The sequence below is a fragment of the Pseudomonas syringae genome, assembly GCF_021606685.1.
Lineage (GTDB): Bacteria > Pseudomonadota > Gammaproteobacteria > Pseudomonadales > Pseudomonadaceae > Aquipseudomonas > Aquipseudomonas syringae_R.
Genome location: NZ_WKCB01000057.1, coordinates 20,711 through 36,678 on the forward strand (window position 1 = coordinate 20,711; position 15,968 = coordinate 36,678).

13 protein-coding genes are annotated in these 15,968 nt (G+C 60.8%); 2 read left to right on the forward strand and 11 right to left on the reverse strand.

Annotated features, from left to right (window positions below; all coding sequences use genetic code 11):
• The first annotated feature begins 91 nt into the window (after positions 1-91).
• Complete coding sequence (locus tag GIW02_RS19900; protein ID WP_236414776.1) at positions 92-550, forward strand: hypothetical protein; 459 nt, start codon at positions 92-94, stop codon at positions 548-550.
• A gap of 262 nt (positions 551-812) precedes the next feature.
• On the opposite strand, the gene GIW02_RS19905 is transcribed toward GIW02_RS19900, so the two are convergent.
• On the reverse strand, positions 813-953 hold the full coding sequence (locus GIW02_RS19905) for a hypothetical protein (RefSeq protein WP_236414778.1): 141 nt from the start codon (positions 951-953) through the stop codon (positions 813-815).
• Positions 954-1,894: 941 nt separating this feature from the next.
• On the opposite strand from GIW02_RS19905, the gene GIW02_RS19910 reads away from it, so the two are divergent.
• A complete protein-coding gene (locus GIW02_RS19910) occupies positions 1,895-2,740 on the forward strand; it encodes an FkbM family methyltransferase (RefSeq protein ID WP_236414780.1) in 846 nt (281 codons plus the stop codon).
• A 154-nt stretch (positions 2,741-2,894) separates the two neighbouring features.
• On the opposite strand, the gene GIW02_RS19915 is transcribed toward GIW02_RS19910, so the two are convergent.
• From GIW02_RS19915 to GIW02_RS19960, 10 genes are all read right to left on the reverse strand, one after another.
• A complete protein-coding gene (locus tag GIW02_RS19915; protein ID WP_236414782.1) occupies positions 2,895-3,560 on the reverse strand; it encodes a glycosyltransferase family 25 protein in 666 nt (221 codons plus the stop codon).
• 149 nt (positions 3,561-3,709) lie between these two features.
• Complete coding sequence (locus GIW02_RS19920) at positions 3,710-4,264, reverse strand: cytochrome b/b6 domain-containing protein (RefSeq protein WP_236414784.1); 555 nt, start codon at positions 4,262-4,264, stop codon at positions 3,710-3,712.
• Positions 4,261-5,319, reverse strand: a complete 1,059-nt coding sequence (locus GIW02_RS19925; RefSeq protein ID WP_236414785.1) for a catalase family peroxidase — start codon at positions 5,317-5,319, stop codon at positions 4,261-4,263. The genes GIW02_RS19920 and GIW02_RS19925 overlap by 4 nt, the downstream gene beginning before the upstream one ends.
• A gap of 144 nt (positions 5,320-5,463) precedes the next feature.
• A complete protein-coding gene (locus GIW02_RS19930) occupies positions 5,464-7,395 on the reverse strand; it encodes an avidin/streptavidin family protein (RefSeq protein ID WP_236414787.1) in 1,932 nt (643 codons plus the stop codon).
• 129 nt (positions 7,396-7,524) lie between these two features.
• The gene (locus GIW02_RS19935) at positions 7,525-8,868 is read right to left on the reverse strand and encodes an MFS transporter (protein WP_236414789.1); all 1,344 of its coding nucleotides are present in this window, start codon (positions 8,866-8,868) and stop codon (positions 7,525-7,527) included.
• Between the two features lie 25 nt (positions 8,869-8,893).
• The gene (locus tag GIW02_RS19940) at positions 8,894-9,715 is read right to left on the reverse strand and encodes an aspartate/glutamate racemase family protein (RefSeq protein WP_236414800.1); all 822 of its coding nucleotides are present in this window, start codon (positions 9,713-9,715) and stop codon (positions 8,894-8,896) included.
• Positions 9,716-9,736: 21 nt separating this feature from the next.
• A complete protein-coding gene (locus GIW02_RS19945) occupies positions 9,737-10,627 on the reverse strand; it encodes a hypothetical protein (RefSeq protein ID WP_236414802.1) in 891 nt (296 codons plus the stop codon).
• Between the two features lie 46 nt (positions 10,628-10,673).
• Complete coding sequence (locus tag GIW02_RS19950; RefSeq protein WP_236414804.1) at positions 10,674-12,059, reverse strand: aminopeptidase P family protein; 1,386 nt, start codon at positions 12,057-12,059, stop codon at positions 10,674-10,676.
• Between the two features lie 28 nt (positions 12,060-12,087).
• Positions 12,088-13,746 carry a hydantoinase B/oxoprolinase family protein gene (locus GIW02_RS19955; protein ID WP_236414806.1) on the reverse strand — a complete coding sequence of 553 codons (1,659 nt, stop codon included), beginning with the start codon at positions 13,744-13,746 and terminating at the stop codon, positions 12,088-12,090.
• Positions 13,743-15,836, reverse strand: a complete 2,094-nt coding sequence (locus GIW02_RS19960) for a hydantoinase/oxoprolinase family protein (RefSeq protein WP_236414808.1) — start codon at positions 15,834-15,836, stop codon at positions 13,743-13,745. The genes GIW02_RS19955 and GIW02_RS19960 overlap by 4 nt, the downstream gene beginning before the upstream one ends.
• Between the last annotated feature and the right edge of the window lie 132 nt (positions 15,837-15,968).

Sequence of the window (15,968 nt, forward strand, 5' to 3'; positions counted from 1 at the left end):
GATGTCATCATTGAAAAAAACCACCGACTATGATCAAGGTTTTATGCACGCTGCGGAACAGCTCAAGAAAGTTGGGCGTTATGGGATCTAAATGGCTAAAAAGATAAAGCTTGGGGATGTTTTGCCGGTGTTAACTTCGCAGGGCGTCGCATATGCGCAAGTTACCCATAAACATTCAGAATTCGGTTTTTTAATTCGCGTGTTTCCCGGGTTTTATGACAAGGTTCCCTATGACTTTTCCATAGTGACCAATACGAAGCCGCAATTTTCTGCTTTTTTTGTGGTTCAAAGTGCTGTGAATCAGGGACTTCTTTCAGTCGTGGCGAATGTCCCGGTCCACGAAGAGATAAATTCTTTTCCTGTATTCCGTGCAAGAAGTGGTGGTCCGGGTGGGGCTATCTGGCTATGGGATGGTTGTCAGGAGTCCAGATTGGATCAAGCATTGAGTGCGGTGGAGCAAGGCTACCCTACTCGTGGAATTATCAGTGCGCCGCTGCTGGTAGATAGAATCGAGAAGGGCTACAAAGCTGAAACTCATGAGGTTTGGTGACTCACCAATATTGACTGAGGAGGGCGCTCTAAGCGGCTCCTAAGCCATCAGTCGTAATACGGGTGAGCCCAAAACGAGCAGACGTGATTTGAAAGTTTCGCTCAATACGGCTCATCAGGATCGGGGTACGTATAAGACCCCGATGAGGGTCCATGTTCCAGTTTGGCTACATTTGATTGTTGCGTGTTCTGAGTCTGTGAAGGCGCCAGACTCACCGTAGTAACCCTGTGCGGTAACATTCCAATCCGGCTGGCCTGTATTTTCAACGATTGAAACGGTCGTCGGCGCGGGTGGCAATCGGTTGGTCCGAGGCGTATTGATGTCCCGGAGTGGCGGGCTCGGGCGGCGGCACGTCGGCAGATACTTTTTCATTGATGAAAAACGCTTTGATCCTTTTGAACATCTCAATTCCTTTTAAGAGGCCACGGTTTTCCCGAGTTTGTGCATAGTCATTTTGACCCTGTTGAATCGAAGAGTCCGACGCGCTGCGCTACTCAGCCAGAGCTGCCATAAAATCCTCATACTCAGCTACTTCGCCAATATCTTCCGACAGACACCTATCGGCCCCGTCGTTGCTGCACAGCAGTAGCGGGAATACAAGCGCGGGAAGGGTCTCGTCTTGAATTGCAGTTCTCGGTTATCGCTGAAATCTGGGCGTAAAGGCCCCTTGTTTTGTCAGAGTAATGCAGGCAGCAAGCATTTCGCCATGTGTCACCATTAGGAGCGTGATTCGTTTGCCATCAAACTATTGAGTAGCAATAGGGCCAAAGTAGCCAGCGCTGGTTGTGGGGTTGTCAGAGGGCAGAGCAGGGAACTGCAGCACCTGGCTTTGCCGAGTGCTTAGTTATTGCGTGAAGACTAGCTGCCACCTTCAACTATATGACAGGTCCGAATTTGCCACCGCCAAGCGACAAATACTGCTGGATATCCCAGTCTGTACCCCCGTTTCTGACGCGATTTGCTCGGATGCAATGACTGACTATGAAACCGTGTTCGCAACCGAATATCGGCTTCAGCCCTATCTATTTCAGACCGTCGAGCCTTCCTGGCACAGCCTGAGTCAGCATAGGATGTTCAAATGAAAAGCCTGTTGTCGGCCTGGTTTCCCGCCAAGATTCAAACGAAAGCCCCGCGATTGCGGGGCTTTTGTGTTTCTGGGGTTTGATGGAGCTGCAAGTCAATCATCCGAGCGGTTGCGCATCGCGTCAGGCAGTTTGCGCACGTGCGCAATATTCGTGATCAGCCTGGCGGCTTTAGCCCTTTTCAGTTCACCGCCGTGACGCTGGATTGGCAGCGGGCTTGCCGGTATCTTATGCGCCAACTAGGGATAACCGGAATTCTACGATGAACATAACGACTGCATTGGCTACTGGCTACATATCGGTAAGCCAGGCGTTCAACAGGCGCGGCTTCTATTCATTCATGCGCCTGATAAACCGCCTCTTTCCACACCAGGCCAACCAGTCAAAAACCGTCGAGCTGAATGCCGCAAGCAACTTCTCGTTCCCGGCTGGCGACCCTTACTGGCTGTCGGTTTTCGTTTGCAAGCGAGACTACGAGCCTGAACTGCGCCGCCTGCTGGCTCGCCTGGAACGTCCGTCGCTGTTTCTCGATTGCGGTGCAAACTTCGGTTACTGGTCGGTGCTGAACTCCGAGCACATCAAGACTGTTGCCGTTGAGGCCTCCACCGATACGTACCGTTGGTTGGCACTGAATAACGCCAATAACAAGGGCCGCTTCACCGCGCTGCATGCGGCCATTACCGACGGCAGCACCGCGACGGTCACCTTTGCGCTGGAAGGGGCCCATGCTGGCCGCTCCGTGGTGGCGGACGCGCAATTGGGCGAGACCATCCCGGCGGTCTCGATCGACAAGTTGGTCGAACAGTATGCCGATGACGACGGGCTTATTTTCATCAAGCTGGACGTTGAAGGTGTTGAGGTCGATGCGTTTCGCGGCGCAACTAAAACGTTCGCACGCAACAGTGTTTTTCTTTATGAAGATCACGGGCGTGACGCCTCTTGTGCGCCGACCGCTCATTTGCTGCAAGAAGGCCGTCGCGTCTACTTTCTGTTGGACGACGACAGCTTGTTGCGGATTGAGTCCGTGGAGCGCGCTCGCGAACTGAAAACGAACCGCTCGAAGGGCTACAACTTCATTGCGCTGGGCGACGCTTGCGGCGAGTTTTGACCGCACTCCGTTGAGCGTTTTCAACGGAGCATCCCGCCTGCATCCAACGTGGGAGATTCCGTGTAGCCCGGGATTCTCCACTCACGTTCAGCGCCGGGGCTAATAGGCGCCTGATTGCTTGGTCCGAGCATTCCGGGCGCCTGTTTGCACTTAATCAAATATCCCGGCGAATAATGGTTTTTCCCATGTTCCTGAAAGCCTGTGTGAATTGGCGTCGCAAGTTTTGTTGCCAGAACAATTCATCGGCGGATGTACCGTCTTTTAAACGGCACACTGAAATATCGCTTTTGGCAACGCCTTCGGGTTGATGATTACAAATAAGGGGGAACGAACAGTAAGCTTTAAACGCTTTGGAAAACAGGTTGTCGATGGCTTTGCCTGAATACGGCGATAACTGGATAAGTTCCTGGCAACCCTGGTTGGACATAATGTAGGCAAATGTCCCCTTTGCTCGGAGTCTGGCAATACCCCTGTCCCAACTTAACCATAACTTGCCGAGGGTGGCGCCCAGGTACAGGAGTTTAGGCGCACGTCTGGTTATAAAGCGGTTGAGGCGCAGGATGTGCTGAGGTGAGAAACTCAACAGGGTGGCGTCATCCTCCAGTATCAGAACGTACGCGTAGTTTCGTTCGATTGCTAATGCTGCACATTTCATGTGCGAGTCGAAGCACCCGCGCTCCGGGTTTTCCACGTCGGGCTCGACGATGATGAAATCAATATCCAGGCCGGACTCTGCAAATTCTTTTTTAATCAGTGCTCTGCGGTCCTCCCGGTTTTTCAAACTTATGCAAAGCGCTCCGTCTATCAAGAGTTTGCTCAAGTTCTTGGTCGCTCTCACTGAATTACCCTTCTGTCTATAGTTGGGTAAATATTAAATGAGCGGTGGAGGCGATCTATGGCGTGCTTCTTATTTTGCTGTGGGAATTATCTTTATGACGTGTGGCTGATGTTATTTAAGTATGAGTCATCCTAGGACTTGCGGGTTGAGCCGAACCCCATCCGAGTAAAAATGCCATCGCGTTTCACCCAGGCATGAAACAACGCCGCCGCCAAATGCAGCAGGATCAACGCAAAGAACCCATACGCCAGCACGGCGTGGCTGTCATGAAGTGTGGTGTACAGCTTGGGTTCAGGCTGTACCAGGGCCGGAAGCCGTATGCCCAGCACGCTGGGTGCCGGGTAACCGCCTGCTGACAGCATGGCCCAGCCCATGAGGGGCAGCGTTGTCATCAGCGCGTAAAAACACAGGTGCACCAACGCCAATCCGAACCGATGCCCTGGGCTCAGACCCGCGGGGGGTAGGGGGCGCGTGGAGAGCAAGCGATTGCCGATGCGTAGCAGGACGACGATGAAAATGCTGACGCCGAGCACGAGGTGGGTGTTTAGCAGTTGCGGCCGCCACTGCAATGCGCTGCCCATCGCAGCGCCGATAAACAGCGTGGCCAGCAGTAGAACCGCCATCAGCCAGTGGAGCCAGCGGGCAGCGAGGTTGTAGCGCGTGGGCGGCGTTTTGAACGGTTTCATGGTGTCACCGCTTTGCCCGAAGATTTATCGCCGTTCTCGCGTTGTCGCAGGTTGAACGAGGCTGCATAAGTGCCCGACCTGGCATGCAGGATGGGATCGTCCGAAATCTCGATGCCATGTGGGACGATGGTCGGGTCAAAGTTGATGTCGCGACAGGCGCCAGTCGCCTGGTCGCTCAATGCGCTCACCGTCAACGTACCCGCCTTGATGCGCTGGCGGTTATCCGGCCATGGACGTGAGGGGTCCAGAACGGGGTCGGAGGGTTCTGCAACCGTCACCACCAGGTCCCAGACAAGGTGTTTATCTGCAAGTTTTCGAGGAAGGTCGTCGAACAAGCTTTGTGCATCGGCTTTTTCGCGAGCACCTGCCGGCCAGGCTTTGAAGGGCAGGCGGGGGTGCAACGCCCAGCGCACGAAGCGTTTTTGCTGGCGCTTGGAGATGAACACAAAGGTGTTGATGCTGTTGAATCGAATGACCGCGAAGCTGCTCGCCCATGGGGCTTTTTCGGACCACTCGAGGTATTTTCTGGCTTGCGGATGGGCCGCGTAGAACGCCTCGACCCGCGCCGGTACGGGAAGATCGGTGGTGGCGTCGGGCGCGAATGCCTCCCCCATGGCGAGCAGCCCGGCGACGGTGGCGGTCGGGAAGAAGGGTTCGTTGACCATTGCCATGCGCCATTCAGTGCCTTGGGAGTCCTTTAGCTGTAGTGCCAGGCTGAGGACATGGCTGGTGTTATCCGCGGCATGCGGGTCGCCGGAGCCGAGGGAAAAACGCCCTACAACCGGCGTTGAGGGCTCACTCAAGACGCGCGCAGACGACAGTTCGGCCGCCTGCGCAGTGGGGGTGAACTGCCCGGTGAAACACATGCCTTTGCCATGGGCGCGTCTGAAGCCAGCAGGGAAGGGCTGTGGTGCCTCTTTGGCCAGCGCTGCCAGCACGCGATCAGAGGTGAGCCGCGCCGGGCCTGCCCAGCCTGCCAGCCAGGCAAATGCGCCCGCCAGGCTTGTAATCATCAAGCCGATGCCCAACACCGAGGACCCGTGTAATCGAATCATTGAAAGAAACTGGGACAAACCTGAACCTCCGGAAATGCGTTGAAACAGGCGGCCATCCGCGCTGGGACACTGAGTGGCGCAGGCCTCACAAAGGTTCCAGCGCGAACGACAAACACTCCCGCGAACAGCCTGCTTGGCGGGTTTTCAGCCGGCGACGACCTGCGGTCTGCGCCTGAACACCACTGACGACAGGCGTGTCTGCACATACGCATTGGCCGGCACCGTCGAAACGCTGTCCAGCATCACCAGCTCAAGCACGTCGTCGGGCACGTTCAACCAACCGCTCAGCGACAACGCGCCGCTTGGCTGCGCCGCCGCAAGCGCCACCGACTGCAGTGACAGCCCCGCCGCCGCGGCGCCGATATCGGTGAAGCCAGCCACCTCGGTGTCACCCGTGGGCCCTGACAGATGGCCACTCAGGCGCCCCACACGGTTTTTGTGCGCGGCGTGAACGGCCACCACCAGCACCCTGCCATCGGCGGCCAGCCAAGTACCGGTCAAGGGGGTGGCGGTTGCATGGGATAGGCCGGTGTCCGGCCAGTCGGTGATGGAAGGGGCGGCTCGACGGTAGCGCAGCTTGTCGACGTAAGTGCCAGGCTGCGCCAACCCCGGAAAGTCACTGCTCGCGACCAGCAAGTGGGAGAGTTCGAGTATCTCTTCATCACCGTTCACACTGAGTTGGCCGCAGAGGGCGGATGACCAGTTCCAGCTCGGGTCCGCAGGGTCCTTGCCGATCGAATGCCACTCGATGGCAAGCGCCACGGGCAGCCCCAGGTTCGGTGGTTCGGCAGCCTTCAACTGGTAACCCACCACCTCGTATCGGCCGGTCGAGCCAGTCGACGACTGGTAGCTCCCGGTGACTCGATTGCCGGTGACGTCGAGCGTCATCACCGAGCCGTAGTCATTTTTCCAGGTTCCTGCCACTGACCTCGACGGTGTGGCAACGGGAAAGGTGACCTTGCCGGTGGCCGCAGGCCGCGGGCCGGGCTGGAAGCGACGCGACGAGGCGCGTGTGATGATCTGCGGCCCCTGCGGGCGATTGAACAACCAGACGCCCACCGGTGCCAGCGAGTAGAGGCCGTGTCCGCATTGCACCACCTGGTACTCAAACACGCTGTAGCAGTGGTCCATCAGCAGCGAGCCGACCAGCACCAGGTCCGTCAGGCCCAAGGGTGAAAACTGCGCAAGGGTGAGGCCTTTTTGCGGGCCTTCTTCGATCAGCACGTTGTAGAGCTGCGCACCCAGGGTGATTTCACCGTCCGCGAAACCCAGCACCACCTCAGGGCTCCCGCCCTGTGCAATGCGTGCAAGGGTTTGCTGCATAAGCGTGTCATCGCCCTTGAACTGTGACGAGCCGGAGTCCAGCGCAAAGGTGAGGTCGGTGCCCAGCGTTGTACCGCCCACGGAGTAGGACTTGAGCGGGGTGGACCAGATGTATTCAACCCCAGCCACGCTGCTGTAGACCGACCAGGGCAGGAACAGATGCGCCCCGTGTGTCTTGGTCATGTCGATGGCGCCCATTTGGCAGGTGCCCTTGCGCTCAGTGGCATCCCAATCAAACGCAACGTAAGGCTGGGCCGGATCGAGCTGGCCGCTGCGAATCAGCTCCTGAAACAGGAATGAGCTGCGACCCTCCACATACGCGCTGCTGCACGGCAGGCCGATACCGCCATCCCAGTTCAGCTGTTTGAACTGTTCGCCGCTGTAGTCGGCCGCCACAAAGAGCTTCATCGCCAGCGCATTGCCGGCCGGCGTGGTGAGTAGGTCCGCGGCGGTTTCCACTTGCATGGTGCCCCACGGGCCGAAGCTGTAGGGGCGTTGCAGGCAGTCGGTAAAGGCAAAGCTGCTGGACGCCTGGTAGTCGAAGCGAGCACCTCCAAAGTGTTCGCATTGGTTGGGCGAGCACAGCGTCGAGGTCACCCAGGTGATGTTGGTGCCTGAGTCGAGGGAAAACTTGAGCGCTTGCCCGGGCGTGCCCAGTTGGAGGGTCGCATACCACGGCGTAGCGCCGTTGTTCTGGAAAGGGCCGCGCTGCATGGGAAATACCAGCTTTTGCGCCGGTGAAGGTGTGTACATGATGACTTCCGTTTCGGTGGCAAGAACGCCCCGGTCAACCGGGGCGCCTTATTCAAACGGTACGCTGATGAGTCCGATGTCGGGCAACCGCCCGCTGCGCACGCGGAAACGGCGCTAACCGACGGCCGATCAACACAACGCCTTGCCCTCGGTTTCAGGAATGAACACCACCAGCATCACGGTGACGAGCATGAAGGCGTTGATCAGCGTAGTGGTCATGTTGAAGGACGAGCCGTACGCGATCAGCATGCCGATCAGCGACGGCGCCAGCACATTGGCGACCCTCTGCGCGAAGATCGCCCAGCCATAGCCCAGTGTGCGCAGGCGGGTGGGGTACAGCTCGCCGATCCAGGCGCCCCATACACCCCAGGCGCCGAGGTTGAAGAACGCCAGGGCGAAGTTGCTCAGGTACAGCATTTCCAGGGATTGGGCGTTGGCAAACGCGTAACCTGCGACCACCGCGGCGCTGATAAAACCGATGATGACTTTTTTGCGGCCCAGGCGCTGGGTCAGGTACGAGGCGGTGATGTAGCCGGGAATCATGCACAACGCCGACAGGGCAATAAAGCCGTAGCTCTGCGGCAGGCTCAAGCCCCGTTGCTGCAGCAGGGTCGGTAGCCAGGTCTGCAAGCCCCAATAGCCCCACGAAAAGGTGAAGTTGACGATGATCTGCAGCGCACTGACCGTCAACAAGCGCGGTGCAAACAGGTCGCGATGGCGGCCCCGGGTGGTCTGATCGACCGTCAGTTGGCAGCCCAGCGGCACCTCTACGGCGCCGCGACTCAACCGCGCGATAACCGTCTTGGCCTGGGGTTGTCGATCAACGCTGGCCAGCCAGTAAGGTGACTCCGGCACCCAGCGCGCCACCACCAGCGCCCACAGGCTGGCCAGTGAACTCAGCACGATAACCGCACGCCAACCCTGGGGCAGCAGCCACACCGTGGCCCCCAGCGCCAGCAACATGCCGATGGGCCAGCCCGAGGCCAGGTAAACCGTCAGTGCCCCGCGATGGCGGACCGGCAGCAGCTCCTGATAATGCGCAAAGGTCACAACTATCATGCCCACCGCCGCCACGCCCGATATCAGCCGCAGCGCGTACAAGGTGAGGTAGTCGGGGGCAAATGCGCTGGCCAGCGAGATCAGCCCGTATAGCCCCAGGCTCCAAAGGATGGCGTTCTTGCGGCCGATAAGTTCGGCCAATTTGCCCCAGGCCAGCGAGCCCAGCAGCATGCCGATGAACATCGCGCTGATCAGGTTGCCGATGGCCAATGCATCCAGCGTCAGGTCCTCGGCGATCAGCGGCGCGGTGTAGACGATGATCATCATCTCCCAGGCTTCGATGGCGAACACAACAAACAAGGCGAGACAGGCTTTCAAATGCTCGCGGGTCAAGGGCATCTCTTTGAACACATCGCCCACCGGCAGGGTGGTCGTGTTATTGCCCGGTTCGGGCGTCGAGGTGACGTGGCTCATGGCGGTTCATCCAGATGAGGAAAGGTTAGGCCTTGACCCGATTGCCGATTGGCACCGGCCCCTGAAACAGGCCAAAGGCCTCGATCTCGGCTTCCGGCGGCGGCTCACAGCTGCCCACTCGGCTGGGTACCCAGCCAAACCGTCGCTTCATGCCCGCCAACGCCTCGGCCATCTTGAACGCCGCCACCACGGGGTCGATAACCGGTACACCCACTTCGCGCTGCACCTGTTCAAAGAAGCCGAACTCGATGGTGCACCCGAGCACGATGGCCTCCGCGCCGTCTTCCTCGACCGCCAGCATGGCTTGCTCGATGATCCGTCGACGGGTCACGGCGGGGTCTTTCTGAAACTCATCCACGCCCATGCCCAGTTGCCTCATGGACGCCAGCCGATGCTCGGCGCCATAGCTGCGCACGCGCTCGTGCATCTGCTCCATCCATTTGTTGCGGCCCACGATGATCGAGAACCGATTGGCCAGTTGCTCGACCACTTGCAAGCTGGCCTGGCACGGCGCGATTACCAGGGTGTCGCCGGAAATTTCCCGGGCGTCTTCCAGCGCCGGGTCGTAGAAGCAACCGATCACCAGCGCGTCGATCTGTTGTTGCGCACAGTCACGGGCAATGCGCAGGGTGCGCTCGTAGGTGAGCGCTTCGTACGCGCGATATTCCAGGTGTGTCGGGCTGGGTTTCATGTCGAACGACACGACTTCAATCTGCGTCGATGGCAGCTTGATACCGTGCAGCAAGTCGGCAATCGGCGCGTCGAATGTCGGTTGTCCGATGGGGTTCAGCCAGCGCACGGTAACGGGTACGTCGTGGGGTTCGACAGCAGGGTTGTGGGTGTTCATGGGCAGTCCTCGAATAGGCGGTCAGAAAAACTTCACCAGGGCCATGGTCAGCTCATTGGAGCGGGTCACATTGGCGCTGCGGTAGTAGTCGACGTTGAAGTTGGCAGACAGGTAGAGCCCCTGGGCGGCAAACCCGGTGTAGGTCATGGACGGACCGACTTTTCCGACTCGCGATTCAGCGAAGTCCGACGCGGCGGTATTGTTGATGTGGTAGACGTGATGCACGCCCAGCCACAGGTCCTCGGTGGCCAGGTAACCGGCAGCCACGTTGGCCAGCCACAGGCTCACACCGCCGCGCAGGCGCTGCGGGTCGTCGGTGCCCAGGTCGGTGGCGTTGCGGTTGCGCGCGGCGTAATGAATACCGGCCGGCGTGAAGGTGGCGGCGAAGCGTCCCACGCGCAGGTAGTTGGCGACGCTGAAACTCACCGCGTAACGGTTGGCGAAAGCGCCGTAACCGGCGAGTTCGTCGTTGCCGTTGGGGAACTCGACCATCAGCGTCGGGTTGACCCAGAAGGTGGTGAAATCGTCGGCACCGTAGTCGCTGGTGGGTTCGACCACGTTGTAGTAGTAGGCAAACCCAAGGTTGGGCGCCGCGATACCCCAAGGGCTTGCACCCTTCGCGCCGTTGGTGCTGGCATAGCCGGGAATCGCGCCGACCCAGAACTGCAATTGGTCGCGGGTGGTGTCGGTGAAGCCGGTTTCGGAAAAGTACGCCAGCACCGTATTGCCGCCGGCACGCACGTTGCCGTCGGCGTTGCGGTTGTACACCGGGAACGACTCCAGCGCCCACTTGCCCGGAAGGCCCGGTTGCCCAAAACCAATGAACTGTTCGGCCTGTGCGGTACCGGCGGTGATCAGCATCCAGGCGAAACAAAGCCCTGCGCTTGCGCGCAGCAGGTGACGTGTTTTCATGAGGGTTTCTCTTATTGTTATGCGGTTAGGGTTGTGCGGTAAGCGATCACGCCATGGCCGCTTCGATCGCATCGGGTTGCTTGGGAATGGCCGGCCCCAACACTCGGCCGACGCGGTCTTGCACCACGACGACGTCCTCGATGCGCATGCCGCCAAAGTCTTCGTAGTCGTTAAAACGCGAGTAGTTGATCAGCCCCGCATGGCGGTTCTCTGCCTGCCAGCGCGCTATCAGGTTGGGAATAAAATAGATTCCGGGTTCCACCGTCAGCACCATGCCGGGTTTCAAGGCCTTGCCCAGGCGCAGGTGGCACAGCCCGAACTGTTCGCTTCGCGAGGTTTCGGTGTCATAGCCCACGTTGTTTTCGCCGAGGGCGTCCATGTCATGCACGTCCAGCCCGAGCAGGTGGCCGAGGCCGTGCGGGAAGGCCAGGGCGTAGGCGCCGGACGCGACGATGTCCGCCGGTGAGCCGCTGAAGAACCCCAGCGCCCGCATGCCCTCGGCCAGCTTCAAGGCGGCCTGCAGGTGCACCTCCATAAAGGTCACTCCGGCACGGCTGTGTTGGATCGCGTCCTGTTGGGCTTCGAGCAGTACCTCGTACAGCTCGCGCTGATGGGGCAGGAAGCGCCCACCGACCGGCAGCGTCCGCGTCACATCGCTGGCGTAGCCGAGGGCGCTGCAAGCGGCGGCATCGTTGATCACCAGGTCACCCTGGACCAAGCGGTTGTCATGTTCAAACAGGTGCAGGATGTCGCCGCGCCGGGTGAAGATCGGGCAGTAGGCTTCCTGCAGACCCTCCCGGCCCAGCACGTGGCGCATATGGGCAACGACTTCACGTTCCACCATGCCGGGGCGGGTGGTGCGCATGGCCAGGCGGTGCATGTGCTCGGTAACCCGCAGGGCACTTTCGATCTCGGCCAGCTCCACCGCTTCCTTGATCTCGCGCAGGGCCACCACTTCGCGGATCAAGGCGCGTGACGCCTTGCCCGCCAGGCTGTTGGGCGCCAATTGCGTTAACTGCGACAGGGTCAGCGCGGTTTCGCCGCGGCACGGCGGCAGGAAGTGCACGTTGCGCCCGTAGCGCCTGGCGCGATTGACGGCGGACTGCACGCGGCTCATCGAGCGCACTTGCTGGCAGCCGCAGGCGTTGGCCAGCTCAGCCGAATCCAGAGGCTCACCGAGCCAGATCACGTCGCTTTCGGGGCTGTCTTCGACGTACAACGTGTCCAGATGATCATCCAGGTCGATGATGCCGATCAGCCCCGGCCGATTGATGCCAAAGAAGTAGCTGAAGCTGGCGTCCTGGCGAAACGGGTAGTTGTTCAGGGCAAAGTTGATCGGCGCTTCGCCATGGCCGATCAGCAACACGATCCCGTTGCTCAGGCGCTCGCGCAAAGCGTGGCGGCGTTGGGTGTAAACCGTAGGTGCAAACATAGGTATTACCTCTGCGAAGGTGTGTGGATCAAAGCTTGAGGCCGTACACCCGGCGGGCAGTGGCGGCGTCGACATAGCCGTTGCGCAGGTCCTCCAGCACCGCCTGCGGGTCGCGGTCGGCCGGCGGGCCAAAACCGCCTCCGGCGCCGGTGCGTACCCGCACCAGGTCGCCCGCGTTGAGGCCGATGCTGCTGGCCATGGCGTAGCGCTCCGTTGCCCCGTCGTGGCGCACCACTTCGACGTAATTGGGCGAGCCGTCCAGGCCTTGCTCCAGGCCCCAGGGCGGCACGACGGCACGGGTGTAGCCGCAGGTCAGGAAGCTGGCATCGGCGCGCACGCGGTAATCGATACAGATGCCGCGCCCGCCACGGAATTGCCCATGCCCTCCGGGTTCGTCATTGAGGGCCATGCGCTCGACGTACAGGCCATAACGGGCCTCGCACACTTCCACCGGGCAGTTGAAGGTTTCGCCATGCAAGCCCGAGTACACCGCGTTGTTGCCATCGCGTCCGGCCTCTGCGCCCCAGCCGCCGATCTCCGGTTCCACCAGGGTGAACGCGCGTCCGGTATCGGGGTGCACACCGCCGATGATGGTGGCGCACACCGAGGCGAAATTGCCGGCGGGCAAGCGCTCGGGAAAACGTTCGGCCAGGCAGCGCAGGATCAGGTCGTGTACGCGGATCAGGTTCTCGAAGTAGAACCCTTCGGCGGCGGGTGGCTGGGCGTCGAACAGTGAGCCGGGGCGGGTCAGTACCCGCAACGGCCGGAAGGTGCCGCCATTGGTCACGCCCTGGGGCGCCGTCAGTGCCTTGAAGGCCATTTGCGCCGCAACCACCGCCCCATCCCGGCTCAGGTTGGTGGGGCCGGCGCACTGGTCAGGGTTATCGCGCAGGTCGATGATCAACTCGCGTGCGCAAATGTGGAGGGTGACGTTGAACACGCTGCCGTCGTCCTGCAACTCCTCTTTTTGCAGGGTCCCAGGCGGCAAGCCGCGCAGTGCACTCAGGGAGATTTTCTCGCCCAGGTCCATGAACGCCTGCATGGCCGCAAGGAACACCTCGACGCCATACTTCGCACTCAGTGCCTGCAGGCGCGCGGCGCCACCGCGCACGGCGGCGATGCCCGCCCACAAGTCGCCTTCCATGAAATCCGGCATGCGCGTATTGCTGCGCAGAATCTGCTGCACTGAACGAATCGGCTGGCCACGGCTGATCAGTTTCACCGAGGCCAGGCGCAGGCCTTCCTGAAAGATGTCCGTGGCCTCGGTCGACAACGAACCCGGCACTCTGCCGCCGACGTCGTTCCAGTGCGCGATATTGGCGGTCCAGGCCACCAGGCGACCGTCGGCGAACACCGGCATGGCCAGTATCACGTCGTTGAGGTGGGTAACGCCGCCGCTGTGGGGGTCGTTGGTGATGAACACATCACCGTCCTCGATTTCACCGGGCACGGGGTGATTGATCAGGATCTGCTTGACTGCTTTGTCGAGCACGCCGACAAACGCCGGGATACCGGCCCCGGAACTGGCAATCTCGCCCTGGGCGTCGGTGATGCCGGTGCCCATGTCCAGCACTTCATAAATGATCGGGCTCATGGCCGCTTTGCGCATCGCCGTGAACATTTCGTCGGCGATGGCCTGCAACGAGTTCTGGATGATGTCCAGGGTGAACACATCAAGGTTGCTCATGACGCTGCTCCTTCATCCACGAGGGTGATATGCAGGTTGCCGAGTCGGTCGACCAGCACCTGGTTGCCGGGGTGCACCACCACGGTGGAGCCGGTGTCTTCGATGATCGCCGGCCCGCACAAGCGCATCTGCGGCTCCAGGAGGGCGTAGTCGTAGATCGCGGTGTCGTGGATACCTTCGAGGGCGAAGTCCACCGGGCGCTGGCCTTTGTGGGCAGCGGCCAGCGTGCGGCCGGTGATGGGCAGGGCTTGTGGGTTCAACTTGCCGATCTGTGCGACTGCCACCAGGTGGAAGCCAATGATTTCCAGCGGCGCCTCCAGGCGGTAGGTGTATTGCTGCTCATAGAGGCCATGAAAGCGTTGCGCGATGGCCGGCCAATGCGCGCTCAGTGACTCGCCGTTGCTCAGCGGCACTTCGACGGCATGTTCCTGGTTCTGGTAACGCAGCTTGCAATACACCTGCAGCTCGACCTGGTCCGGGGCAATCCCGTCGTCGATAAATTGCGCGCGGGCGTTGTGCATCAGGTCCTGCAGGAACCCCTCGGTGTGCGCCACTGCGCCGTAGCGCTGGGTTTCGACGAAGCGATTGATAAACAGGTCGCGGCGCAGGTCCGACAGGGTCATGCCCCAGGCGGAAAATACCGAGGCGGCGCGCGGCACGATGACTTTCCGGACCCCCAGCTCCTGGGCCAGCGCGACCGCGTGCATTGCGCCGCCGCCGCCAAAGGCCACCAGGGTCAGTTCGCGCGGGTCATGGCCGCGGCTCAACGACACCAGCTTGAGCGCATTGACCATGTTGTCGTTGGCGATGCGCACGATGCCCCGGGCGATTTCAGTGATGGGCAGCTTGAGGCGCTCGCTCAACTGGGCGAAGGCCGCGTGCACGGCGGGCATGTCCGCCGCCAGTTCACCGCCGCAGAAGTACGCGGGGTTGATCCGCCCCAGGGCCAGGTTGGCATCGGTGGTAGTGACCTGCAAACCGCCATTGCCATACGCCGCTGGGCCCGGCAGGGCGCCGGCGGATTGCGGGCCGACATGCAGTTTGTCGAACGCGTCAACCCAGGCAATCGAACCGCCGCCGTTGCCGATTTCCACCAGGTCCACCACGGGCACCATGATCGGGTAGCCGGCGTTCAGGCGATCACGTTCGATCCAATAGTCGGTCTTGATCGACACCTGGCCGTTGCGCACCAGCGAGCATTTGGCCGTGGTGCCACCGATGTCCAGCGCCAGCAGGTTGGGTTCGTCGAGCAGCCGGCCGAGCTCGGCAGCGGCCCAGAAACCGCTGGCCGGGCCGGACTCGACCATGGTGACGGGCGTGTCGCGGGCGTGGCGGACGCTGTCGACGCCGCAGTTCGATTGCATGATGTACAGCGGCGCCTCATAACCGCCGTCGCGCAAGCCGGTTTCCAGGTCGTCGAGGTAACGCGCGGCGATGGGCTGCACATAGGCGGATAGCACCGTGGTGCTGGAGCGCTCGTACTCACGCCATTCGCGCGTGATCTGGTGCGAGGCCACCACCGAGATGTCGGGCCATAGCCGCCGCACTTCGTTCAACACGGCCTGCTCGTGGGCGGGGTTGGCGTAGGCGTGTAGCAGGCAGATAGCGACGGCCTGCACGCCCTCGGCGCGAAAGGCGCCGAGCATATCGGGCAGGCCGCTGAGGTCGAGTGGCTCGCGCTCGCTGCCATCGGTGTGCAGGCGCCCGGCGAGTTCGCGCCGCAGATAGCGCGGCACGAACGGCGCGGGCTTGACCCATTTGAGGTTGAAGTAATCCGGGCGATTGGCGCGGGCGATTTCCAGGATGTCGCGAAAGCCCTGGGTGGTGATCAGGGCCGTCTTGACCCCGCGACGTTCAGTGAGGGCATTGATGACCACCGTGGTGCCATGCGCTAGGAAATCCACCGCGCACAGGTCCACCGAAGCTTTGTGCAGCACATTGATCACGCCTTGGGCAAAGTTCGGCGGGGTGGTGTCGACCTTGGCGGTACGAATGATTTGCTCGCCGGTCGTCGGGTTGCTTTCGAAATAGACCAGGTCGGTGAAGGTCCCGCCGACATCGGTTGCGACACGTATTGTTTTGCCGTCCATTCCCACGTGGCATCTCCTCAGGTAGGGGTGTAAGAGGACGCAGGCGAGCGGGCTGGCTCATCCTGTCAGGATCGATGCTAGGGGTGGGCGTAGCGGCGGGGGCGTGGGGCTGTCGTTGTTTATAATCGTGCG